Origin of the sequence: Microbacterium sp. NPDC057407, assembly GCF_042803895.1 — a bacterium.
Classification (GTDB): domain Bacteria; phylum Actinomycetota; class Actinomycetes; order Actinomycetales; family Microbacteriaceae; genus Microbacterium.
On the sequence record NZ_JBHVCA010000004.1, the window covers coordinates 97,956 to 119,475 of the forward strand.

Sequence of the window (21,520 nt, forward strand, 5' to 3'; positions counted from 1 at the left end):
TCATCCTAGGGCGCGCCGGCGAGGAGCTCGGCGACCGCGCGCGGCAGGGACTCCGCCACGTCGAGCGCCGTGATCGGCCCGCCGTCGCGAGCCTCGCTGGCACGGTGCCCGGCACGGCCGTGCAGCCATGCCCCGGTGGCGGCGACGGCGGCGAGGGACGCGGCATCCGTCTCCTCGCTCTCGGCGGTCGCCGATGCCGCGAGCGCGCCGATCACGCCGGCCAGCACGTCGCCCGTGCCGGCGGTCGCCAGCCAGGGCGTGCCCGCGTCGACCTCGATCACGTCGCCGTCGGGCGAGGCGATGATCGTGACCGCGCCCTTGAGCAGCACGACGGCGCCGAGCGCCCGAGCCGTCCCCCGCGCCGAGCCCGCACGATCGCTATCCGGGTCGCCGAGGCCGAGCGCGGACCGCAGCCGCGCATGCTCGCGGTCGTGCGGAGTGACGATGCGCGGCGCCGACGCCCCGACCGCGAGGTCGAGCGCCCCGGCATCGACGACGACCGGCAGGCTCCCCTCGAGCAGCTCCCTCAGCCGCTCGGTCTCAGCGTCGTCGCGGGTCGAGGCATCCGTCCCCGACCCGATCACCCACGCCTGCACCCTGCCGTCCGCGGCGACGGTCTCGGGTCGCCGGGCGAGCACGAGGGACGTGGGATGCCGCGGCCCCAGGTAGCGGACCATGCCGAGGCCGGTGCGCCACGCCGCTTCGACGCCGAGCACCGCCGCCCCCGGGTAAGCGTCCGAACCGGTCCTCACGCCGAGCACACCGCGGGAATACTTGTCGTCGGCCGCCGTTGGCCTACGCAGGACGCGCCGGGCGTCCGCAGCCGTCCATGACCGGGTCATGGCGCCACCCTACCCGCGGAGACTCCCCCGAATGATCAGCCTCTTCACGCCCCTCTCGCTGCGCGACCTGACGCTTCGCAACCGGCTCTGGGTCTCGCCCATGTGCCAGTACAGCGCCGTGGACGGAGTGCCCCAGGAGTGGCACCACACCCACCTCGCGCAGTTCGCATCGGGAGGCGCCGGCCTCGTGATCGCCGAGGCGACCGCGGTGTCGCCCGAGGGCCGCATCTCGCCCGAGGACACCGGCCTGTGGAACGACGAGCAGCGCGACGCGTGGGCTCCGATCGTGGCCGCGATCCGCGCGCGGGGGTCGGTCGCGGCCGTCCAGCTCGCTCACGCCGGGCGCAAGGCGTCGACGTGGTCGCCGTTCGCCGGCCACCGCGGCACCGTCCCCGTCGCGCAGGGCGGGTGGCAGACCGTCGCGCCGTCGGCGGTGGCGTTCGACGGCTTCGCCGAGCCCGCCGCGCTCGACGCCGCCGGGATCGACCGCGTCGTCGCCGACTTCGGGGCGGCCGCACGCCGCGCCGTCGAGGCCGGCTTCGAGGTGCTCGAGATCCACGCGGCCCACGGCTACCTGCTGCACCAGTTCCTCTCGCCGTTGTCGAACCATCGCGACGACGAGTACGGCGGCTCGCTCGAGAACCGCGCGCGCCTGCTGCTGCGCGTCATCGACGCGATGACGGATGCCGCGCCCGCCGTGCCCCTGCTGGTGCGGTTCTCCGCCACCGACTGGGCGGACGGCGGCTGGGACGCCGAGCAGACCGCGGTCGTCGCCGGGTGGGCCGCCGAGCACGGCGCCGACTTCTTCGACATCTCCAGCGGCGGACTCGTGGCGCACCAGCGCATCACGACCGGACCGGGCTACCAGGTCGGCCTCGCCGCCCAGATCCGCCGTGACGCGGGCGTTCCCGTCAGCGCCGTCGGCATGATCGACGACGCCGCCCACGCCGAGCGGATCCTCGCCGCGGGCGAAGCCGACGCCGTCATGGCCGGACGCGAGTGGCTCCGCGACCCGCACTTCGGGCTGCGCGCCGCCGGTGAGCTCGGCGCCGACATCGACTACTGGCCGAAGCAGTACCTCCGCGCCCGGCGCTGAGGTCGCGACCGGCGCCGTCGCTCAGCGGAGGCCGCGGCGGGTGGCGTCCTGCACCTCGCCGATGAGCTCCTCGATGATGTCCTCGAGGAACAGCACGGCGGTCGTCGCACCCTGCGCGTCACGCACCTGCGCGAGGTGCCGGCCGGCCCGGCGCATCACCGCGAGCGCGTCCTCGAGATCGGTCGTCTCGAGCACGGGCACCATGTGGTGGATCCGCTTCGACGGGATCGGACGCGCGACGTCGGCCGCGGCATCCGGACCCTCTGCGGCCCGCAGGATGTCCTTGAGGTGCACGTACCCGACGGGGACCCCCGCGTCGTCGACGATCACGTAGCGCGAGAAGCCGTGCTTCGCCACGGCACGCTCGATCTCGTCGGGCGTCGTCGTCTCGGGGAGTGTGACGAGGTCGGCGAGCGGCACCGCCACCTCGGCCGCCTTCTTGTCGGTGAACTCGACCGCCGCCGCCACGGTGCCGGCGACGTCGTCGAGGACGCCCTCGATGCGCGACTGGTTGACGATGGTCGCGACCTCTTCGAGCGTGAACGTCGACGCGGCCTCGTCCTTCGGCTCGACCCGGAACAGCCGCACGATGTGGTTGGCGATCCAGTTCAGCGTGACGATCACCGGGTGGAAGACCTTCGACACCCACACGAGCGGCGTCGCGAGCATGAGCACGGCGCGGTCGGGCACCGAGAACGCGAGGTTCTTCGGCACCATCTCGCCGAACACGACGTGCAGGTACGACACGAGCACGAGGGCGATGACGAACGCGACCGTGTCGACCGCCGCCTCCGACCACCCGGTGAGTCCGAGCGGCTCGGCGAGCAGGTGATGGATCGCCGGCTCGGACACGTTGAGGATCAGCAGCGAGCAGATCGTGATGCCGAGCTGGCTCGTCGCGAGCATGAGCGTCGCGTGCTCCATGGCGTACAGGGCCGTCTTCGCCGAGCGCGAACCCCTCTCGGCCAGCGGCTCGATCTGCGAGCGCCGGGCCGAGATGACGGCGAACTCGGCGCCGACGAAGAAGGCGTTGAACACCAGCAGCACGACGAGCCATGCGATTCCCGCCCAGTCGTTCATCGCCGCTCACCCCCTTCGGCCGCCTCGTCGTCGTGCGGCATGGGCGCCGGCGTGAACCGCACGCGGTCGACCCGCCGGCCGTCCATGCGCTGCACCTCGATCGTGCCGTCCTCGATGTCGACGCTGTCGCCGACCGAGGGGATCCGCTCGAGGACGCTCATGATGTAGCCGCCCACGGTGTCGTACACGTCTCCTTCGGGGATGCGGATGCCGGTGCGGTCGCGGACCTCGTCGGGTCGCAGCTCGCCGGGGAAGATGACGGCGTCGTCGGCGCGCACGATGCCCGCGCGTCGCCGGTCGTGCTCGTCGAGGACCTCGCCGACGATCTCCTCGACGAGGTCTTCGAGCGTGACGACGCCGGCGGTGCCGCCGTACTCGTCGACCACCACGGCCATCTGGTAGCCGCGGGCGCGCAGTTCCGAGACGAGGGCGTCGAGGTGCACGGCCTCGGGGATGCGCAGCGGCTCGGTCGCGAGCGCGCCGGCGGGAACCTCGGCGCGACGCTCGCGCGGAACGCTGACGGCGGCCTTGAGGTGCACGATGCCGGTGATGTCGTCCATCGAGTCGTCGTAGACGGGGAAGCGGCTGTGGCCGGTGCGGCGCGCCAGCTGGATCACCTGTTCTGCGGACTCGTCGGCGGCGAGGGCGTGGATGCTGGGCCTCGGCGTCATCACGTCGGCCGCGCTCAGGCGCGAGAAGGTGAGGCTGCGGTCCAGGAGCGACGCGGTGTCCTCCTCGAGCACGCCGGCGCTCGCCGAGCGGCGGACGAGGCTCGACAGCTCCTCGGCGGTGCGCGCTCCCGACAGCTCCTCCTTGGGCTCGATCCCGACCGAGCGGAGCACGCCGTTGGCGCTGCCGTTGAGCACGAAGATCGCCGGACGGAAGACCGTGGTGAACGCGACCTGGAAGGGCATGACGAGCTTCGCCGTCTGGCGCGGGATCGCGAGGGCGAAGTTCTTCGGAACGAGCTCGCCGATGATCATCGAGAAGATCGTCGCGACCGACACGGCGATGATGACGGCGAGCGGACTGACGAGCCCCTCGGGCAGACCCCACGCCGTGAAGACGGGACGGAGCAGGTTGGAGATCGCCGGCTCCATCGTGTAGCCGGTGAGCAGCGTCGTCAGCGTGATGCCCAGCTGCGCGCTCGACAGGTGGGTCGAGGTGATCTTCAGCGCGCTGATCGTCAGCGAGAGACGGGATTCGCCCGCCGCCTGGCGGGCCTCGAGGTCGGCGCGATCGAGGTTGACCAGCGCGAACTCGCTCGCGACGAACAGGCCGGTCCCGACCGTGAGCAGGAGCCCCACGCCCAGCATGACGTAATCCATCACGCATCACCCCCGTTCGGACGGGAGGCGGGTCGGTGGGGCGAACGTCTGCAACTAGGGGGGTCGTCCATCGTCCCGCAAGTCTACGGCAGGTCCCCTCGCACCCGCCCGGCCCCCGGCATCCCTCCCCCGCACGCGCACGGCACCGGCGATTCCTCCCCCGGCCCAAGCTCAGGCACGGCCTCTTGGTGCCTTGACGACGCCTTGCGCGATCGAGGCATCGGACGTTCCGTCCCGCCATACTGATCGGATGGCTTCCCGATTCATCGTCCCGCTGGTCGCCGCGGCGAGTATTCTCCTCGTCGCCTGCACGCCGCGGAGTGAATCCGGAGAGCGGACAGCGGTCGAGTGGGCGGAATTCGGTGAAGGCACGCAAGCGGACATCGACCGGCTCGCCGCGGACGGTGAGTGCAACGGGCTGACGATGACCCGAAATCTCATCATTCAGGCGGGGTCCGGACAGGATGCGACCGACGTGGTGGCGGTCGTCGCGTACATCGACGAAGCGATGAGCGAGGCTGACTGTCCTCCGCTCCCGACCGAATAGCGTCGGCGTCCGAACCGGTGCCCTCTACGTCACGCCGGGGCCTGGCCTACCAGCTGACCGGCAGCGCCTTGCCCTCTTCGTAGCCCGCGGCCGACTGCAGGCCCACCCGCGCCCGGTCGTGGAATTCGGCGACCGTCGAGGCGCCGGCGTAGGTGAACGACGACCGCACGCCCGACGTGATCATGTCGAGCAGGTCCTCGAGTCCCGGCCGCAGCGGGTCGAGGTAGATTTTCGACGACGAGATCCCCTCGGCGAACAGCTCCTTGCGCGCCAGCTCGTAGGGGTCGAGGCGCCCGAACCGCTCGTGCACGGCCTTGGTCGAGGCCATGCCCCACGATTCCTTGTACGCGCGCCCGGCGTCGTCGACCTGCAGCTCCCCGGGCGCCTCGATCGTCCCGGCGAACCACGAGCCGATCATGACGGATGCCGCGCCCGCCGCGAGCGCGAGCGCGACGTCGCGGGGGTAGCGCACCCCGCCGTCCGCCCACACGTGCGCTCCCATGATGCGGGCGGCCTCGGCCGTCTCGAGCACCGCCGAGAACTGGGGACGGCCGACGGCCGTCATCATCCGGGTGGTGCACATCGCCCCCGGCCCGACCCCGACCTTGAGGATGTCGGCGCCGGCGGTGACCAGGTCGTGGACGCCCTCGGCGGTGACGATGTTGCCCGCCGCGATCGGGATGCCCAGGTCGAGGGCCGCCACCTCGCGGAGGGCGCGCAGCATCCCTTCCTGATGTCCGTGGGCGGTGTCGACGACGAGCACGTCGACGCCCGCGGCGGCGAGCGCGCGGGCCTTCGCCGCCACGTCGCCGTTGATGCCGACCGCCGCCGCGACGATCAGCCGGCCGGAGGCGTCCACCGCGGGCCGGTACAGCGTCGAGCGCAGTGCGCTGCGGCGCGAGAGCGTGCCGATGACGTGACCGTGGTCGAGCACGCACACCGTCTCGGCGCCCGCGGCGACGATGACGTCGAACGCGTGACGGGCGCTCTCGATGTCCACCGCATCGATGGATGCCGCGCGGCCGCGCGCCAGGTCGCCGAGGCGCGCGTCGGGCAGGGCCGTGCCGAGGCGCGTCGCCGGCACGACGCCGAGGACGTCGCCGATGTCGACGCGCCCGGCCGAGGCATCCGCCACCACGATGCCGTGACCCTCGGTGGCCGGGAGCAGCCGCGAGGCGTCTGCCACCGTCGCCTCGGGCGGGAGCACGAGCGGCGTGTCCCACGGCACCGGCTGGGCCTTGACCCACCGGATGGCGGCGTCGAGCTCTTGCAGGGGCATGTCCTGGGGAAGCACGCCGAGGCCGCCGCGCCGGGCGAGAGTGGCGGCGAGACGGGCGCCGGTCACGGAGTTCATGTTCGCCGACACGAGCGGGATCGTCGCGGTCGTGCCGTCGCCGGGCGACAAGTCGACGTCGAGGCGGCTGGTGATCGAGGACCGCCGCGGGACGAGGAAGACATCGGAATACGTCAGATCGACGTCGGGGCGGTCGCCGTAGAACTCCATGTGGGTCAAGGGTAGTGACAGTTCCTGTGCGAAGAATGAGGTGCGAGCCGTCGGAGGCGAGCTCGCGAACCGGGATCGTTCGCCCGGATGGGGTTAGGCTTGACAGTCGAGCGGGAGGGCGATGTCCGGCCTCGCGCGTCTCCAGAACTTCACCGATGAAAGCAGGCGATCCAGCGTGTCGAGCCAGGTGACGGGCCTCGGGGTTTCGAACGAAGGAGAGTTCGGAGCCAACGAATGGCTCGTCGACGAGCTGTACGAGCAGTTCAAGATCGACAGGAACTCCGTCGACAAGGCTTGGTGGCCGGTCCTCGAGGCCTACCATCCCGTCGACGAGGCGACCCCCGCACCGGCGCAGACCGCCGCCGCACCGGCGCAGACCGCCGCCGCACCGACCGCCCCGGCGCAGGCAGACCCCGCGCCGGCCGCGCCGACCCAGCAGCGGTCGGAAGGTGCGAGTCCCGCCGCCACGACCGGCGGCGGAGAGCCGCGACCGGTGACCGCGCCGATCCCCGTCATCGGGGCGCAGCCCGTGGCGCGCACGACGGCCCGTCCGGCCGCCCCGCAGCCGATCCCCGCGCAGGCGCCCAAGTCGCTCCCGTCCGAGCCGGCCGAGGGCGCCGAAGACCACGTGACCGTCCTCCGCGGCATGCCCAAGACGCTCGCCGCCAACATGGACGAGTCGCTCACCGTCCCGACCGCGACCAGCGTCCGCACCGTCCCGGCCAAGCTCATGATCGACAACCGGATCGTGATCAACAACCACATGGCGCGCACGCGCGGCGGCAAGGTCAGCTTCACGCACCTCATCGGGTGGGCGATCATCCGTGCGCTCAAGGAGTTCCCGAGCCAGAACGTCTTCTACGCCGAGATCGACGGCAAGCCCTCGGTGGTCGCGCCCGCCCACGTCAACCTCGGCATCGCGATCGACCTCCCCAAGCCCGACGGCACCCGCGCGCTCCTCGTTCCCAGCATCAAGCGCGCCGACCAGCTCACGTTCGGCGAGTACCTGACGACCTACGAAGACCTCGTCACCCGCGCCCGCAACAACAAGCTCACCGCGGCCGACTTCCAGGGCACGACGATCTCGCTGACCAACCCGGGCGGCATCGGCACGGTCCACTCGGTCCCGCGCCTGATGAAGGGCCAGGGCTGCATCGTCGGCGCCGGGGCGCTCGAGTACCCGGCCGAGTTCCAGGGCGCCAGCGAGAAGACGCTCAACGAGCTGGCGATCGGCAAGACGATCACGCTCACGAGCACCTATGACCACCGCGTCATCCAGGGCGCCGGCTCGGGCGAGTTCCTCAAGAAGGTGCACGAGCTGCTGATCGGCCAGCGCAACTTCTACGAAGACATCTTCGCCGCGCTGCGGATCCCGTACGCCCCGATCCACTGGGCCGCCGACATCAACGTCGACCTCGCCGAGCGCGTCGACAAGCAGGCCCGCGTCCAGGAGCTCATCAACTCGTTCCGCGTCCGCGGCCACCTGATGGCCGACATCGACCCGCTCGAGTACGTGCAGCGCACGCACCCCGACCTCGAGATCGAGCAGCACGGCCTCACCTTCTGGGACCTCGACCGCGAGTTCGTCACCGGAGGCTTCGGCGGCAAGCGCACGATGAAGCTCCGCGACATCCTGGGCGTGCTGCGCGACTCCTACTGCCGCACCACCGGCATCGAGTACATGCACATCCAGGACCCCGAGCAGCGCAGGTGGTTCCAGGAGAACGTCGAGGTCAAGTACCAGAAGCCGGGTCAGGCCGAGCAGTTGCGCATCCTCGACAAGCTGAACCAGGCCGAGGCGTTCGAGACCTTCCTGCAGACGAAGTACGTGGGCCAGAAGCGGTTCAGCCTCGAGGGCGGCGAGTCTCTCATCCCGCTCCTCGACGAGATCCTCCAGGGCGCGGCCGAGGCCGGGCTCGACGGCGCCGCCATCGGCATGGCGCACCGCGGCCGGCTCAACGTGCTCACCAACATCGCGGGCAAGACGTACGGTCAGGTGTTCCGCGAGTTCGAGGGCTCGGTGGCCATCGGCTCGAAGAGCGGCTCGGGCGACGTGAAGTACCACCTCGGCACCGAGGGCACCTTCAAGACCGACGGCGGCGAAGAGCTTCCCGTCTACCTCGCCGCGAACCCGTCGCACCTCGAGACCGTCGACGGCGTGCTCGAAGGCATCGTCCGCGCCAAGCAGGACCGCAAGCCGATCGGCACCTTCTCGTGGCTGCCGATCCTCGTCCACGGCGACGCGGCCTTCGCCGGCCAGGGCGTCGTCGTCGAGACGCTCCAGATGTCGCAGCTGCGGGGCTACCGCACGGGCGGGACCGTCCACGTCGTGGTCAACAACCAGGTCGGCTTCACGACCACGCCCATCGACGCCCGCTCGTCGGTCTACGCGACCGACGTCGCCAAGACCATCCAGGCTCCGATCTTCCACGTGAACGGCGACGACCCCGAAGCGGTCATCCGCGTGGCGCAGCTCGCCTTCGCGTACCGCGAGCGGTTCCACCGCGACGTGGTGATCGACCTGGTCTGCTACCGCCGCCGTGGCCACAACGAGGGCGACGACCCGTCGATGACGCAGCCCCTGATGACGAACCTCATCGAGGCGAAGCGCTCGGTCCGGCGCCTGTACACCGAGGCACTGGTCGGCCGCGGCGACATCACCGAGGAAGAGTACGAGAAGGCCAAGCAGGACTTCCAGAACCGCCTCGAGATCGCCTTCGCCGAGACGCACGCGGCCGAGACCGGCTCGTCGCCGGTGATCCATCCGGATGCCGCGGCCGAAGAGCCGGCCGTCGGAGAGCCCGACACGACCGGCGTCTCGCGCGAGATCGTGCAGCTCATCGGCGACACCTTCGTCAACAAGCCCGAGAACTTCACGGTGCACCCGAAGCTCCAGCAGCTGCTCGAGAAGCGCCTCGACATGAGCCGCAACGGCTCGATCGACTGGGGCTTCGGCGAGCTGCTGGCCTTCGGCTCGCTGCTGCTGGAGAAGACGAATGTGCGCCTGGCCGGTCAGGACGCCCGCCGCGGCACCTTCGTCCAGCGCCACTCGGTGCTGCATGATCGCGCCAACGGGCAGGAGTGGATCCCGCTCGCGAACCTCGCCGCCGACCAGGGCCGGTTCTGGGTGTACGACTCGCTCCTCAGCGAGTACGCCGCGATGGCGTTCGAGTACGGCTACTCCGTCGAGCGGGCCGACTCGCTCGTGCTGTGGGAGGCCCAGTTCGGCGACTTCGCCAACGGCGCGCAGTCGGTGATCGACGAGTTCATCAGCTCGGCCGACCAGAAGTGGGGCCAGCAGTCGAGTGTCGTGCTGCTCCTCCCCCACGGATACGAGGGCCAGGGCCCCGACCACTCGTCGGCGCGGATCGAGCGCTACCTGCAGATGTGCGCGCAGGACAACATGACGGTCGCTCGCCCGTCGACGCCGGCGTCGTACTTCCACCTGCTTCGCCGCCAGGCGTACGCCCGCCCGCGACGGCCGCTCATCGTGTTCACCCCCAAGGCCATGCTCCGCCTGCGCGGCGCGACGAGTCCGGTCGAGGACTTCCTGACTGGACGGTTCGAGCCGGTGCTCGACGACGACCGTGGTCTGGACGCGACGGCCGTCAAGCGGGTGCTGCTGCACGCGGGGAAGATCCACTGGGACCTCCGGGCCGAGCTCGAGAAGAAGCCGAACCCCGAGATCGCGCTGGTCCGGCTGGAGCAGTTCTACCCGTCGCCGATCGACGAGCTCAACGCGGTCGTCGACCGGTACCCGAACGCCGAGCTCGTGTGGGTGCAGGACGAGCCCGAGAACCAGGGCGCGTGGCCGTTCATCGCGCTGGAGGTCAGCAAGCACCTCCACGGTCGCACCGTCCGGCGCGTGTCGCGGGCGGCCGCGGCCTCGACGGCAACCGGATCCCCGAAGGTGCACGCGTCCGAGCAGGCCGAGATCATGCGGGCGGCGCTCACTCTCTGACGGCGATCAGACCGGAGCGACTCCCGCGCGGGCGAAGGCGGCGGCCGCGGCATCCGTCGACGCCTCCGCATCGGCGGGGACCAGACCCAGCCGCGTGCGCCGCTCGAGCAGGTCGTCGATACTGAGGGCGCCCTCGATCCGCACGCCCCACTCCAGCTCCTGCGCGGTCACGCCGCCGGCCGCCGCCGGCCCGTCCGGCAACGACGCCGCGAACGGCGCCTCGGCCCCGTAGCGGCGCACGAAGCGGGGTCGAACGTCGAGGTCGGCCAGCAGGCGACGCGGCCACGCCCCGACGAGCGGCAGTCCGCGCGTCGGCGAACCGGGGGCCGCTCCGCCCAGCCGCCGCGACACGACCGCGTCCACGGCGTCCTCCGCCATGCGCCGGTAGGTGGTGAGCTTGCCGCCGACGACGCTCAGCGCACCTGTCGCCGACTCGAGGATGGCGTGGCGACGGGAGAGGTCGCTCGTCGCCCCCGGATCGGCCGTGCCGTCGGGCGCGGCGAGAAGCGGCCGGAGCCCGGCGAACGTCGCGACCACGTCTTCGCGCCCGAGGGGCCGGGCGAGCACCGTGTTGACGGTCGCGAGCAGCCCCTCCACCTCCGCTTTGGTGGCCTGCGGCACGTCGGGGAGCGGGCCGTCGGCCGCCACGTCCGTGATGCCGATGTAGACGCGCCCGTGCGGAGCGGGCAGCGTGAACACGAAGCGGCTCGACGATCCGGGCACGGGAACCGTCAGTGACGCATCCCCGGGCAGCCGCGACGCCGGCACGACGAGATGCGTGCCCCGGCTCGGGCGCAGCCGCACCGCCGGGTCGAGCTCGCCCGCCCACACACCCGTGGCGCTCACGACGGCGCGCGCCCGCACGTGCACCTCACTGCCGGTCAGCCGGTCGCGGAGCACGGCACCGTCGCCCGATACCGACACCGCCTCCACCCGGGTGAGGACGGATGCCCCGTACCCGGCGGCCGTCCGGGCGATCGCCACGACCAGCCGGGCGTCGTCGATCAGCTGACCGTCCCAGCCGCGCATGCCGCCGCGGAGCCCGTCCTCCGCGATCGCCGGCACCAGCCGGAGCGCCTCGCGGGCGGAGATCGGCGCGGGCGGGCCGAGGACGTCGCCCGGTGTGCCGACGACCCGGCGGAGGCCGTCGCCGAGCGCGTACCCCAACCCGACGACCGCCCCGCGACGCACGTGTCCCGGGGCGTAGAGCGGCACGACCTGGGGCAGCGCGCGCGTGAGGTGCGGGGCGAGTCGCGTCAAGAGCAGGTGCCGCTCCGCGGCGCTCTCGTGCGCGATCGCCACCTGCCCGGTCGCCAGGTACCGCAGGCCGCCGTGTACGAGTTTCGAGCTCCACCGGCTCGTGCCGTGAGCGAGGTCGTGACGCTCGACCAGCACCGTCCGGAGGCCGCGGGCCGCGGCATCCAAGGCGATCCCCGCTCCCGTCGCGCCGCCGCCGACCACCAGCACGTCGATCGCGCCCGGACCGGCGAGCGCGTCGAGCTCGCGGTCGCGCCGTCGGGCGTGAAGCGCCGACGGGAAGGGTGTGCGACCGACGATCCGCGTCGTCATGGCCGGAGGTATCCCGTGAGGGCGGCGGTGAGCTCGGTGCGCCAGGCCTCGCCCGGAAGCCACTCGGCCACGAGCGGGGCGGACTGCACGGCGGACTGCGCGATGAGCAGCACCATCGCCGCGAGCTGCAGCGGATCGCCGGCGCGCAGGTCGCCGGACGCCTGCCCGGCGCTCAATCGGCGGGCGGTCTCGGCGTGGATGGCGCGCTGGCTCGTCCCCAGCCGGTCGAGGATGTACCGGGCGAAGAGCTCGGGGTCGGTGTCGCGCAGCCTCTCGACGAGCGGCATCCTGCGAACCCGGTCGGCCGTCTCGACGAAGACCGCCACGGTGCTCTCCAGCGTGGCGCGTTCGGGGAGCCCGGTGGGCAGCGCGGCGACGAGCTCGCGGGTGACCAGCGCGGCGAAGACGGACTGCGCGTCGGGCCAGTAGCGGTAGACGGTCTGACGGGAGAGCCCGCTGCGCCGCGCGATGTCGGACACGGTGGTGCGGCGGATGCCGTGGTCCAGCACCTCGGCGAGAGCCGCGTCGAGGATGGCGGACTCAGTCTCGGATGGTTCGTCGACCATGTGACAACCATACAGAATGTGTCATACTGTCGCCATGACGGCGACGGCGCACCCGGGATCCGCTCCTCCACCCGAGCGCCTCCCGCCGGCTCCCCGCCCGCCCTGGGATCTCTGGGACCTCGAGCCGGCCCGGCTGCCGGCCGCCGCCCGAGCGATCGTGTCCACCCTGCTCCCGGGCCGGCCTCACCCCGTCCGTCGACGCCCGACCCCGCGCCTCACCCCGACCCGTCTGGACGGGGGCGACCTCCAGGCGCTCGCGACGGCAGCGCCGTCCGGCCGGGCCACGATCGACGACGCCGTGCGCATGCTCCACCTCGGGGGCAAGAGCACGCCCGACCTGCTCCGCCGTCGCCTGGACGACCCGCAGATCGCGCCGGACGCGGTCGTCGCGGTCACCTGCCACTCCGAGGCGGCGGCCGTGCTGGCGGTCTGCGACGCCCGCGGCATCGCCGTCGTCCCCTTCGGCGGCGGCACCTCCGTCGTGGGCGGCGTCGACCCCGAGCCCGGGCGCCATCGCGCCGTGATCGCCCTCGACCTCGCGCCCACGGCAGCGCTCCTCGACCTCGACGAGACCTCGCTCCTGGCGTCCTTCGGCGCCGGCACCACCGGGCCGCAGGCGGAAGAGCAGCTCGGCGCGCGCGGCTACACGCTCGGTCACTTCCCGCAGAGCTTCGCGCACGCCTCGCTCGGCGGCTACGCGGCGACCCGCTCCAGCGGTCAGGCCTCGCGCGGCTACGGCCGCTTCGACGACCTCGTCCACGCCCTCCGCATCGCGACGCCCGCCGGCGACCTCGACCTGGGGCGCGCGCCGGCGAGCGCGGCCGGGCCCGACCTGCGCGAGCTGTTCCTCGGGTCCGAGGGCGCGCTCGGCGTCATCACGGAGGTGACCGTGCGCATCCGCCCGGTACCGGGCGCGACCGCCTACGGCTCGTGGACCTTCCGCGACTTCGCCGCGGGCAGCGCCGCCCTTCGGGAAGCGACGCAGCGCGGCATCCGCCCCACCGTCCTCCGCCTGAGCGACGAGACCGAGACGAGGGTGAACGCCGCGATGGGCGGTCACCTCACCCGCCTGCGCGGATGCCTCGCCATCGCCACCTTCGAGGGCGCGGACGCCGCCGCGGCCGACCGCACGCGCGCCGACCTGGACCGGATCTTCGCCGCCCACGGCGGCAGGTCGCGCGGCGAGGATCCGGCGCGGTCATGGGAACGCGGACGCTTCGCCGCTCCGGCGCTCCGCGACACCCTCCTCGACAGCGGCGTCCTCGCCGAGACCCTCGAGACCGCGGCGACGTGGACGCAGCTCCCCCGCCTGAGAGAGGGCGTGACCGACGCGCTCACCGCGACCCTCGGGGCCGGGGGCACCAAGCCCGTCGTGCTGTGCCACGTCTCGCACGTCTACCCGGCGGGCGCCTCGCTGTACTTCACCGTGGTCGCCGCCCTCACCGACGATCCCGTCGCGCAGTGGCAGAGCGCGAAGGATGCCGCGTCCCGCGCGATCGGCGAGGCCCGCGGCACGATCACCCATCACCACGCCGTCGGCCGCGACCACCGGCCGTACCTGGAGGGCGAGGTCGGGGCGCTGGGCGTCGACATCCTGCGCGCGGTGAAGGGCGTGGTGGACCCGCACGGCATCATGAATCCCGGCGTGCTCGTCGCGGCCGAGACCGCATGAACATCGCACTCCTGGTGAACCCGGCGGCCCGCGCCGGCGCGCAGACGGGCACGGCGGGACGGGCGGCGGAGCGGCTGCGCCAGCACGGCGTGCGCACGACGCTCGTCAGCGGAGGCAGCGCCGCCGAGTCGAGTGAGCTGCTGCGGAGGGCGATCGATGCGGGCGTCGACGCCGTGGCCGTCGTCGGCGGCGACGGGACGGTGCGGCTCGCCGTGCAGGAGGTGGCGGGTCGTGGCATCCCGCTCGGCATCGTCCCCGCCGGGACCGGCAACGACTTCGCCGCCATGATCGGGCTGCGGGAGGGGGATGCCGAGGCCGCCGCCGACGCGATCGCCGCGGGAGCGACGCGCCGCATCGACCTCGCGCGCGTGTCGCGGCCGGACGGGACGACGGAGTTCTTCGCCACGGTCCTCGCCAGCGGCTTCGACTCGAAGGTCAACGACCGTGCCAACGCGATGCGCTGGCCCCGCGGCGGCTCGCGCTACAACATCGCCATCCTCCAGGAGTTCGTCACGCTCGCGGGGATCCCCTACGAGGTGGCGTTCGAGCGCGAGGACGGGTCCATCGGCCGCGTCGACGGCGACCTCGTGATGGCGACCGTGGGCAACGGACGAACGTATGGCGGCGGCATCCCCATCTGCCCCGACGCCGACCCGTCGGACGGCCTGCTCGATCTCGTGCTGGTGCGGCCCGCGGGTCGCGCACGACTGCTGCGGCTGCTCCCCCGCGTATACCGGGGAACCCATACGTCGGTGCCGGAGGTCTCCGTGGAGCGCGTGCGCTCGGTGACCGTCGTCTCGGCGGGCGTCACCGCCTACGCGGACGGCGACCCGATCGGGGCGCTGCCCCTCACGATCGACGTGTCCGCCGGTGCGCTCACGGTGTTCGCGGCGGTGCCCTGAACGGCCTGCTCTCAGTGCGTCGCCTGGGCGGCGCGCAGCTTGGCCAGCACCTGGTCGCGCAGCTCTTCGGGAGCGGTCTCCTTGCAGGCCCGCGCCACCACCTCGGTGAGGGTGCGTGCCACCAGCGCCTCGTCGCGGCACCCCTCGCAGTTCTCGAGGTGCTCGGCGATGTCGGTGTGCTTCGTCTTGCACACCTCGTTGCGCAGGTACTCCTCCAGGTCGCGCCGCGCCTTGTCGCAGCCGCAATCGCTCATTTCGTGCTCCTCGTGGCGGCCGTCGAGATGCCGCGTTCGTTCGCGTAGTCGGCCAGCAGTTCACGCAGCATGCGCCTGCCACGGTGCAGACGGCTCATGACCGTGCCGATGGGGGTTTTCATGATGTCGGCGATCTCCTGGTAGGCGAAGCCCTCGACGTCGGCCAGGTACACCGCCAGCCGGAAATCCTCCGGGATGGACTGCAGCGCGTCCTTGACGACCGACGCCGGCATGTGGTCGATGGCCTCGGCCTCCGCGGAGCGGGTGCTCGTCGCCGTCGTGGACTCGGCACCGCCCAGCTGCCAGTCCTCGAGGTCGTCGATGGTGCCCTGATAGGGCTCGCGCTGCTTCTTGCGATAGGTGTTGATGTAGGTGTTGGTGAGGATGCGGTACAGCCACGCCTTCAGGTTCGTGCCCTGCGTGAACGTCTTCCACGAGGCGAAGGCCTTCACGAAGGTCTCCTGCACGAGGTCGGCCGCATCGGCGGGATTGCGGGTCATGCGCATGGCCGCGGCATACAGCTGGTCCATGAAGGGCAGCGCCTGCTCTTCGAACTGCGTGCGCGTATCCGGCACCTGGTCGATCGACTCGCTCATCACGCGCCAGTCTACGTGCGGCACCTCCTCCGCACCCGAGAGGTCCCGTGACGTCGCCTCGAGGTCGAGGCGATCAAGGGTGGCGATCATCCGGCTCCACTTTCCACAACCGATCCGGCTCGGTCGAGCGCGGTTCAGTAGGGTAGAACCCGATGACAGGCAGCGGCTATTCCCCCACCACCGCACCGGACGGGCGCGGGGCCTGGCGCGCCCCCGTCGCCGACGGGCCGCTGCACGCGACGGTCACGGTGCCGGGATCGAAATCCCTCACCAACCGCGAGCTCATCCTCGCCGCGCTCGCCGACGGGCCGAGCCGCCTGATCGCGCCGCTGCACTCCGACGACTCGTCCCGCATGATCGAGGCGCTCCGAGCGCTCGGGGTGGGCATCGAGCTCGAGCCGGGCGACGGCAGGTTCGGTGACGACATCGTCGTGACGCCGGTGTGGCCGCTGAAGGGCAACACCGAGGTCGACTGCGGACAGGCGGGAACCGTCATGCGGTTCATCGCCGGCCTCGGTGGGTTCGCGCGCGGCGACGTCACCATCACCGCGCATGAGAGCGCCCTGCACCGACCGATGGGGGCGATGATCACCGCCCTCCGCGACGTCGGCGTCGACATCGACGACGGCGGCCACTGGGCGCTTCCCTTCATCGTCCGCGGTCACGGGCACACCCGCGGCGGCGAGGCGACGATCGACGCGAGCGCGTCGAGCCAGTTCGTCTCCGGCCTGCTGCTCGCCGCGCCCCGCTTCGACGTCGGACTCCACCTGCACCACTCCGGCCACCGCCTCCCGAGCATCCCGCACATCGACATGACCGTCGAAGCGCTCGGACACCGCGGCGTCCACGTCGAGCGCCCCGCATCCGGCGAATGGATCGTCCCGGCCGGTCCGATCCGGGGCAAGGACGTCGCGATCGAGCCCGACCTCTCCAACGCGGCACCGTTCCTGACCGCCGCGATGATCGCCGGCGGCTCGGTGTCGGTCACCGGCTGGCCCGCGCACTCCACCCAGCCCGGCGCGATGCTCACCGAGATCCTCGCCCTCATGGGCGCCAAAGTGCACCGCCGTGGCGGCGCTCTCACCGTCACCGGCGGGGGCGCGATCCAGGGCATCGACCTCGACCTCTCGGCGGCCGGCGAACTGACGCCGACCATCTTCGCACTGGCCGCCTTCGCCGACAGCCCGTCGACCCTCCACGGCATCGGCCACATCCGCGGCCACGAGACCGACCGCATCGCCGCTCTCGTCTCCGAGCTGCGCGGGCTCGGGGGCGAGGCCGACGAGCTCCCCGACGGCATCCGCATCGTGCCCCGGCCGCTGCACGGCGGCACCTGGCACGCGCACCACGACCACCGCATGGCCACGACGGGCGCTGTCATCGGGCTGGCGGTCCCGGGCGTCGAGGTCGACGACATCGGCACGACGGCGAAGACGATGCCAGAGTTCCCGCAGCTCTGGCGCGCGATGGTCGAGGCCGGCGATGCCGCCCACGACGCGGAGGCGATGCGGGCATCGTGAGCTGGCTCGACGATCTCGACGACGGCGACGAACCCGAGTTCGACGAAGCCGACGTCCGCGTCCGGCCCAACCCCAAGGCGAACCGTCCACGCACCAAGCGACGCCCCGCGCACTCCGACGCCCGGATCGCACGCGTTCTCGGCGTCGACCGCGGACGCTACACGGTCCTCGTCGACGAAGATCACGAGGACGAGCGCACCATCCTCGCCGTGCGCGCCCGTGAACTGCGCAAGACGCCGATCGTCACCGGCGACCGCGCTAGGGTCGTCGGAGACACCTCGGGCGAAGCCGGCACCCTCTCGCGGATCGTGGGGATCGAAGACCGCACCTCCCTGCTCCGACGCAGCGCCGACGACACCGACCAGGTCGAGCGGGTCATCGTGGCCAACGCCGACCAGATGCTGGTCGTGGTCGCCGCGGCCGACCCCGAGCCGCGGCCCCGTCTCGTCGACCGCTACCTGGTGGCGGCGCTGGATGCCGGCATCCGTCCCCTTCTCGTGGTGACGAAGACCGATCTCGCCGACCCGGCCGAGTTCCTCGCGCACTTCGACGGCCTCGATCTCGAGGTGTTCACGAGCGGGCGCGAGGAGATGCCTCTCGAACGCATCGGCGCCTCCCTGGCCGGGCATTCCACGGTGTTCGTCGGCCACTCCGGCGTGGGCAAGTCCACCCTCGTCAACGCGCTGGTCCCCGACGCCCGCCGGGCCACCGGACACGTCAACGAAGTGACCGGGCGCGGTCGCCACACCTCCAGCTCGACCGTGTCACTGCGCTACTCCGGGCCCAGCGGGAGCGGCTGGGTGATCGACACGCCGGGCGTGCGATCCTTCGGTCTCGGCCACGTCGACCCGGCCAACATCCTGCGGGCGTTCACCGACCTCGACGAGCTCGCGAAGGAGTGCCCGCGCGGCTGCACCCACCTTCCGGACGCGCCCGACTGCGCGATCGCGGAAGCCGTGGCCGAAGGGCGACTCGGGCCGGGCGGAGCCGCACGCCTCGATTCGCTGCAGCGGCTGCTCGAGACCTTCGCCAAGCGAGACACCGGCAACGCGCCGCGCGAAGGCGCTTAGGCTGGAGGCGTGACGATCCGCCTCGAACCCGGCAGCCCCGCGCCCGACTTCACCCTCGCCGACCAGGACGGCCGCGACGTGTCGCTGTCGTCGCTGCGTGGCCGTCGGGTGATCCTCTTCTTCTACCCCGAGGCCATGACCCCCGGGTGCACCACCGAGGCGTGCGACTTCCGCGACAGCCTCGCGCCGCTTCAGGCGGCCGGATACACGGTCCTCGGGGTCTCCCGCGACGACCAGGAGAAGCTGCGGCGCTTCCGCGAACGCGACGGCCTCACCTACGACCTCCTGAGCGACCCCGATCACGCCGTCCACGAGGCGTACGGCGTGTGGGGCGAGAAGACCAACTACGGCAAGACCGTCATGGGCGTCATCCGATCGACCTTCGTCATCGACCCCGAAGGACGCGTCGAGCACGCGCTCTACAACGTGCGAGCGACCGGCCACGTCCGCCGGATCCGCAGCCTGGTCGGCCTCGCCGCCTGACGGCAGCGATACGCGACCCCGTCACCGGCGCGGCGCAGCCTCGCGCACCGCGAGCACCAGGAGCACCAGCACGACGACCGCGGGCGCCGCGAGCAGGAGGGCTGTTGTGGGCTCGGCGTACGCCCCGGTCGCGGCGCCGAGAGCGACGGCCAGGATCAGCAGCTGCACGACGATCCCACCCGAACGGCCCCAGGAGCGACCGCGCCAGACGGCCACGCCGAAGGCGATGACCGCCGCCGCGCCCACGGCCGATAGCACGATGAGCGCGAGGGCACTGTCGATCGACGACGTGTCGCCGCCGGCGATCGCGACGATCTGCCAGACCGTGAGCGCGACGAGACCGACGCCTTCGAGAGTCACCAGCGCTCCCGCGATGCGGCCGAGGGGGGTTGTGCGCATGACTGATCAACTTTCGAATGGACGGGCGGACAATTGTGCGAACCCTCTATGTCGTCAAGGGAATACTCAGCAAGTTGCACAGAAACGCCCCACGGATCCCTTGATCTAGGTAAACCGCTATGGGACGATTGGTAAAGCCGTGTGCTCCCACAGCGACGTGGGGCGAGCAACGCTCGCACATCCCACAGGGTACCGGACCCGAATCGGTCGCCCTCCCTCGCCTGAAAATCACCCCGCTATCAAGGAGCACCACCATGGACTGGCGCGACAAGGCCGCCTGCCTGACCGTCGACCCCGAGCTGTTCTTCCCCGTGGGGAACACCGGCCCCGCCGTCGATCAGATCGAGAAGGCGAAGTCCGTCTGCGCCCGTTGCACGGTGACCGAGATCTGCCTGCAGTACGCGCTCGAGACCGGTCAGGACTCCGGTGTGTGGGGCGGCCTCTCCGAGGACGAGCGTCGTGCTCTGAAGCGCCGCGCTGCCCGGGCGCGCCGAGCTTCATAACCGGGCCACCCCTGCCACCGACGAAGTCGGTGCGAAAGGGCACAGCCGCGCTGCCCGGGCGCGCCGAGCTTCATAACCGGGCCACCCCTGCCACCGACGGAGTCGGTGCGAAAGGGCACAGCCGCGCTGCCCGGGTCTATACCGGGGAGCGCTCGATGTAGCGCAGCGGGATCTCGATGGTCACTTCGGTGCCGCTGCCCATGATCGTGTGCCAGTCGATGGTGCCGCCGAGCTCGCCCTGGATGAGCGTGCGCACGATCTGGGTGCCGAGCCCGCGACCGACCTGACCTTCGGGGAGGCCGGAGCCGGTGTCACGCACCCGCACCGCGAGCTGGTCGTCGGTGCGCTCGGCGACGATCTCGACGTCGCCTTCCTGTCCCGCGAGCCCGTGCTCGACAGCGTTGGTCACCAGTTCGGTGAGCGCGAGCGCGAGAGGTGTCGCGTACTCGCTCGGCAGGGTGCCGAACCGCCCCGTGGAGTGGGTCCTCGCGCGCGTGTTGGGCGCGGCGGCCACTTCGGCCACGAGCTTCAGCACGCGGTCGAAGACCTCGTCGAAGTCCACGTTCTGTGCGAGACCCTCCGACAGCGTGTCGTGGACGACCGCGATGGCCGAGACGCGGCGCATCGCCTGGGTGAGCGCCTCTTTGGCCTCGTCGGTGTGGGAGCGGCGGGCTTGGATCCGCAGCAGCGACGCGACCGTCTGGAGGTTGTTCTTGACGCGATGGTGGATCTCGCGGATGGTCGCGTCCTTGGTGATGAGCTCCTGCTCCTGGTGCCGGATCTCGGTCACGTCGCGGCACAGCACGATCGCACCGATGCGCGTGCCGTGATCGCGCAGCGGGATGGTGCGCAGCGACACCGTGACGCCGCGCGCCTCGATGTCTGCCCGCCACGGCGCGCGGCCCGTGAGCACGACGGGCAGCGACTCGTCGAACTGCCGCTTCTCGGGCAGGATCTGGGTCACCACTTCGACGAGCGACTCGCCCTCGAGCTCGTCGTCGAAACCGAGGCGGTTGAAGGCGGACAGCGCGTTGGGACTGGCGAAGGTGGTGATGCCGTCGACGTCGAGGCGCACCAGCCCGTCCGACGCCCGGGGGGCGCCGCGGCGGGGCGACGTGGGCGCCGACATGTCGGGGAAGTCCCCCGTCGCCACCATGCCGAAGAGCTCGTCGGCGCAGTCGTTGAAGGTGATCTGCTGACGCGAGGGCGTGCGGGCCTCGCCGAGATTGGTGTGGCGGGTCAGCACGCCGATGGTCTGTGCCGCCTCTCCGCCGCCGGACCGCCTGACCGGCACAGCGCGCACGCGTGTGGGCGTCTCCTCGAACCAGTCCGGCGACGCTGAGTCGACGATCTTCCCGGTCTGGAACGCGTCGCGCACCTGCGTCCGCCATTGGGGTCGCACCCTGTCGCCGACGATGTCGCGGTAGAACAGCGTGGCCGCTCCGCTGGGGCGCGTGTGCGCGACGGCCACGAAGGAGTCGTCGGATGTCGGGACCCACAGGACGATGTCGGCGAACGCCAGATCGGCGAGAAGCTGTCCGTCGCCGGCGAGGCGATGGAGCCACTCCACGTCTTCCGCGCGGGAGCGGCCCTGGGCGTACACGAGATCGCTGAGGGTCGACACGCTC

At 71.7% G+C, this 21,520-nt stretch carries 19 protein-coding genes; 9 read left to right on the forward strand and 10 right to left on the reverse strand.

What is annotated here, in order from left to right:
* Positions 1–5: 5 nt before the first annotated feature.
* A complete protein-coding gene (locus ACFUTX_RS12510; RefSeq protein WP_378864969.1) occupies positions 6–842 on the reverse strand; it encodes an NAD(P)H-hydrate dehydratase in 837 nt (278 codons plus the stop codon).
* Positions 843–873: 31 nt separating this feature from the next.
* Here ACFUTX_RS12510 and ACFUTX_RS12515 point away from each other — a divergent pair, with 31 nt between their 5' ends.
* Positions 874–1,938 carry an NADH:flavin oxidoreductase/NADH oxidase gene (locus ACFUTX_RS12515; protein ID WP_378864972.1) on the forward strand — a complete coding sequence of 355 codons (1,065 nt, stop codon included), beginning with the start codon at positions 874–876 and terminating at the stop codon, positions 1,936–1,938.
* A 21-nt stretch (positions 1,939–1,959) separates the two neighbouring features.
* Here the strand turns inward: ACFUTX_RS12515 and ACFUTX_RS12520 are convergent, their stop codons facing one another.
* Together ACFUTX_RS12520 and ACFUTX_RS12525 are read right to left on the reverse strand one after the other, a co-directional pair.
* Positions 1,960–3,018 (reverse strand): hemolysin family protein, encoded by a 1,059-nt coding sequence (locus ACFUTX_RS12520; protein WP_378864975.1) that lies wholly within the window; start codon positions 3,016–3,018, stop codon positions 1,960–1,962.
* Positions 3,015–4,346 (reverse strand): hemolysin family protein, encoded by a 1,332-nt coding sequence (locus ACFUTX_RS12525; protein ID WP_378865334.1) that lies wholly within the window; start codon positions 4,344–4,346, stop codon positions 3,015–3,017. The genes ACFUTX_RS12520 and ACFUTX_RS12525 overlap by 4 nt, the downstream gene beginning before the upstream one ends.
* Positions 4,347–4,596: 250 nt before the next feature.
* On the opposite strand from ACFUTX_RS12525, the gene ACFUTX_RS12530 reads away from it, so the two are divergent.
* The gene (locus tag ACFUTX_RS12530) at positions 4,597–4,893 is read left to right on the forward strand and encodes a hypothetical protein (protein WP_378864978.1); all 297 of its coding nucleotides are present in this window, start codon (positions 4,597–4,599) and stop codon (positions 4,891–4,893) included.
* 46 nt (positions 4,894–4,939) lie between these two features.
* Here the strand turns inward: ACFUTX_RS12530 and ACFUTX_RS12535 are convergent, their stop codons facing one another.
* Positions 4,940–6,397 carry a GuaB1 family IMP dehydrogenase-related protein gene (locus ACFUTX_RS12535; protein WP_378864980.1) on the reverse strand — a complete coding sequence of 486 codons (1,458 nt, stop codon included), beginning with the start codon at positions 6,395–6,397 and terminating at the stop codon, positions 4,940–4,942.
* A 175-nt stretch (positions 6,398–6,572) separates the two neighbouring features.
* On the opposite strand from ACFUTX_RS12535, the gene ACFUTX_RS12540 reads away from it, so the two are divergent.
* Positions 6,573–10,358, forward strand: coding sequence for a multifunctional oxoglutarate decarboxylase/oxoglutarate dehydrogenase thiamine pyrophosphate-binding subunit/dihydrolipoyllysine-residue succinyltransferase subunit (locus ACFUTX_RS12540; protein WP_378865336.1), 3,786 nt, complete (start codon positions 6,573–6,575; stop codon positions 10,356–10,358).
* Between the two features lie 6 nt (positions 10,359–10,364).
* Here the strand turns inward: ACFUTX_RS12540 and ACFUTX_RS12545 are convergent, their stop codons facing one another.
* Both ACFUTX_RS12545 and ACFUTX_RS12550 read right to left on the reverse strand, forming a co-directional pair.
* Positions 10,365–11,927: a glycerol-3-phosphate dehydrogenase/oxidase gene (locus ACFUTX_RS12545; protein ID WP_378864982.1), complete on the reverse strand. Its 1,563-nt coding sequence runs from the start codon at positions 11,925–11,927 to the stop codon at positions 10,365–10,367.
* Complete coding sequence (locus ACFUTX_RS12550) at positions 11,924–12,493, reverse strand: TetR/AcrR family transcriptional regulator (protein WP_378864985.1); 570 nt, start codon at positions 12,491–12,493, stop codon at positions 11,924–11,926. Before ACFUTX_RS12550 ends, ACFUTX_RS12545 begins: the two co-directional genes overlap by 4 nt.
* A 34-nt stretch (positions 12,494–12,527) precedes the next feature.
* Here ACFUTX_RS12550 and ACFUTX_RS12555 point away from each other — a divergent pair, with 34 nt between their 5' ends.
* Positions 12,528–14,165: an FAD-binding oxidoreductase gene (locus tag ACFUTX_RS12555; protein WP_378864987.1), complete on the forward strand. Its 1,638-nt coding sequence runs from the start codon at positions 12,528–12,530 to the stop codon at positions 14,163–14,165.
* A complete protein-coding gene (locus ACFUTX_RS12560) occupies positions 14,162–15,067 on the forward strand; it encodes a diacylglycerol kinase (protein WP_378864990.1) in 906 nt (301 codons plus the stop codon). The genes ACFUTX_RS12555 and ACFUTX_RS12560 overlap by 4 nt, the downstream gene beginning before the upstream one ends.
* A gap of 11 nt (positions 15,068–15,078) precedes the next feature.
* Here ACFUTX_RS12560 and ACFUTX_RS12565 read toward each other — a convergent pair whose 3' ends face one another.
* Together ACFUTX_RS12565 and ACFUTX_RS12570 are read right to left on the reverse strand one after the other, a co-directional pair.
* Positions 15,079–15,321: an alpha-ketoglutarate decarboxylase gene (locus ACFUTX_RS12565; RefSeq protein ID WP_378864993.1), complete on the reverse strand. Its 243-nt coding sequence runs from the start codon at positions 15,319–15,321 to the stop codon at positions 15,079–15,081.
* On the reverse strand, positions 15,318–16,007 hold the full coding sequence (locus ACFUTX_RS12570; RefSeq protein ID WP_378864996.1) for a sigma-70 family RNA polymerase sigma factor: 690 nt from the start codon (positions 16,005–16,007) through the stop codon (positions 15,318–15,320). The genes ACFUTX_RS12565 and ACFUTX_RS12570 overlap by 4 nt, the downstream gene beginning before the upstream one ends.
* A 62-nt stretch (positions 16,008–16,069) precedes the next feature.
* On the opposite strand from ACFUTX_RS12570, the gene aroA reads away from it, so the two are divergent.
* From aroA to bcp, 3 genes are read left to right on the forward strand one after another with little or no spacing between them, the layout of a single operon-like run.
* Positions 16,070–17,437: a 3-phosphoshikimate 1-carboxyvinyltransferase gene (gene aroA, locus ACFUTX_RS12575; RefSeq protein WP_378864999.1), complete on the forward strand. Its 1,368-nt coding sequence runs from the start codon at positions 16,070–16,072 to the stop codon at positions 17,435–17,437.
* Positions 17,434–18,507, forward strand: a complete 1,074-nt coding sequence (gene rsgA / locus ACFUTX_RS12580) for a ribosome small subunit-dependent GTPase A (RefSeq protein ID WP_378865002.1) — start codon at positions 17,434–17,436, stop codon at positions 18,505–18,507. The genes aroA and rsgA overlap by 4 nt, the downstream gene beginning before the upstream one ends.
* Positions 18,508–18,516: 9 nt before the next feature.
* The gene (bcp, locus tag ACFUTX_RS12585; protein ID WP_378865004.1) at positions 18,517–18,990 is read left to right on the forward strand and encodes a thioredoxin-dependent thiol peroxidase; all 474 of its coding nucleotides are present in this window, start codon (positions 18,517–18,519) and stop codon (positions 18,988–18,990) included.
* A gap of 21 nt (positions 18,991–19,011) precedes the next feature.
* Here the strand turns inward: bcp and ACFUTX_RS12590 are convergent, their stop codons facing one another.
* Positions 19,012–19,389: a histidine kinase gene (locus tag ACFUTX_RS12590; protein WP_378865007.1), complete on the reverse strand. Its 378-nt coding sequence runs from the start codon at positions 19,387–19,389 to the stop codon at positions 19,012–19,014.
* Positions 19,390–19,643: 254 nt separating this feature from the next.
* Here ACFUTX_RS12590 and ACFUTX_RS12595 point away from each other — a divergent pair, with 254 nt between their 5' ends.
* Positions 19,644–19,892 (forward strand): WhiB family transcriptional regulator, encoded by a 249-nt coding sequence (locus ACFUTX_RS12595; RefSeq protein ID WP_018171995.1) that lies wholly within the window; start codon positions 19,644–19,646, stop codon positions 19,890–19,892.
* A gap of 136 nt (positions 19,893–20,028) precedes the next feature.
* On the opposite strand, the gene ACFUTX_RS12600 is transcribed toward ACFUTX_RS12595, so the two are convergent.
* Positions 20,029–21,516, reverse strand: a complete 1,488-nt coding sequence (locus ACFUTX_RS12600; RefSeq protein WP_378865009.1) for a sensor histidine kinase — start codon at positions 21,514–21,516, stop codon at positions 20,029–20,031.
* Between the last annotated feature and the right edge of the window lie 4 nt (positions 21,517–21,520).

Bases quoted from the DNA above. Each gene is read 5' to 3' on its own strand.
- ACFUTX_RS12510 (WP_378864969.1), bottom strand. From the start codon at position 842: ATGACCCGGTCATGGACGGCTGCGGACGCCCGGCGCGTCCTGCGTAGG.
- ACFUTX_RS12515 (WP_378864972.1), top strand. From the start codon at position 874: ATGATCAGCCTCTTCACGCCCCTCTCGCTGCGCGACCTGACGCTTCGC.
- ACFUTX_RS12520 (WP_378864975.1), bottom strand. From the start codon at position 3,018: ATGAACGACTGGGCGGGAATCGCATGGCTCGTCGTGCTGCTGGTGTTC.
- ACFUTX_RS12525 (WP_378865334.1), bottom strand. From the start codon at position 4,346: ATGGATTACGTCATGCTGGGCGTGGGGCTCCTGCTCACGGTCGGGACC.
- ACFUTX_RS12530 (WP_378864978.1), top strand. From the start codon at position 4,597: ATGGCTTCCCGATTCATCGTCCCGCTGGTCGCCGCGGCGAGTATTCTC.
- ACFUTX_RS12535 (WP_378864980.1), bottom strand. From the start codon at position 6,397: ATGGAGTTCTACGGCGACCGCCCCGACGTCGATCTGACGTATTCCGAT.
- ACFUTX_RS12545 (WP_378864982.1), bottom strand. From the start codon at position 11,927: ATGACGACGCGGATCGTCGGTCGCACACCCTTCCCGTCGGCGCTTCAC.
- ACFUTX_RS12550 (WP_378864985.1), bottom strand. From the start codon at position 12,493: ATGGTCGACGAACCATCCGAGACTGAGTCCGCCATCCTCGACGCGGCT.
- ACFUTX_RS12555 (WP_378864987.1), top strand. From the start codon at position 12,528: ATGACGGCGACGGCGCACCCGGGATCCGCTCCTCCACCCGAGCGCCTC.
- ACFUTX_RS12560 (WP_378864990.1), top strand. From the start codon at position 14,162: ATGAACATCGCACTCCTGGTGAACCCGGCGGCCCGCGCCGGCGCGCAG.
- ACFUTX_RS12565 (WP_378864993.1), bottom strand. From the start codon at position 15,321: ATGAGCGATTGCGGCTGCGACAAGGCGCGGCGCGACCTGGAGGAGTAC.
- ACFUTX_RS12570 (WP_378864996.1), bottom strand. From the start codon at position 16,007: ATGATCGCCACCCTTGATCGCCTCGACCTCGAGGCGACGTCACGGGAC.
- aroA (WP_378864999.1), top strand. From the start codon at position 16,070: ATGACAGGCAGCGGCTATTCCCCCACCACCGCACCGGACGGGCGCGGG.
- ACFUTX_RS12590 (WP_378865007.1), bottom strand. From the start codon at position 19,389: ATGCGCACAACCCCCCTCGGCCGCATCGCGGGAGCGCTGGTGACTCTC.
- ACFUTX_RS12595 (WP_018171995.1), top strand. From the start codon at position 19,644: ATGGACTGGCGCGACAAGGCCGCCTGCCTGACCGTCGACCCCGAGCTG.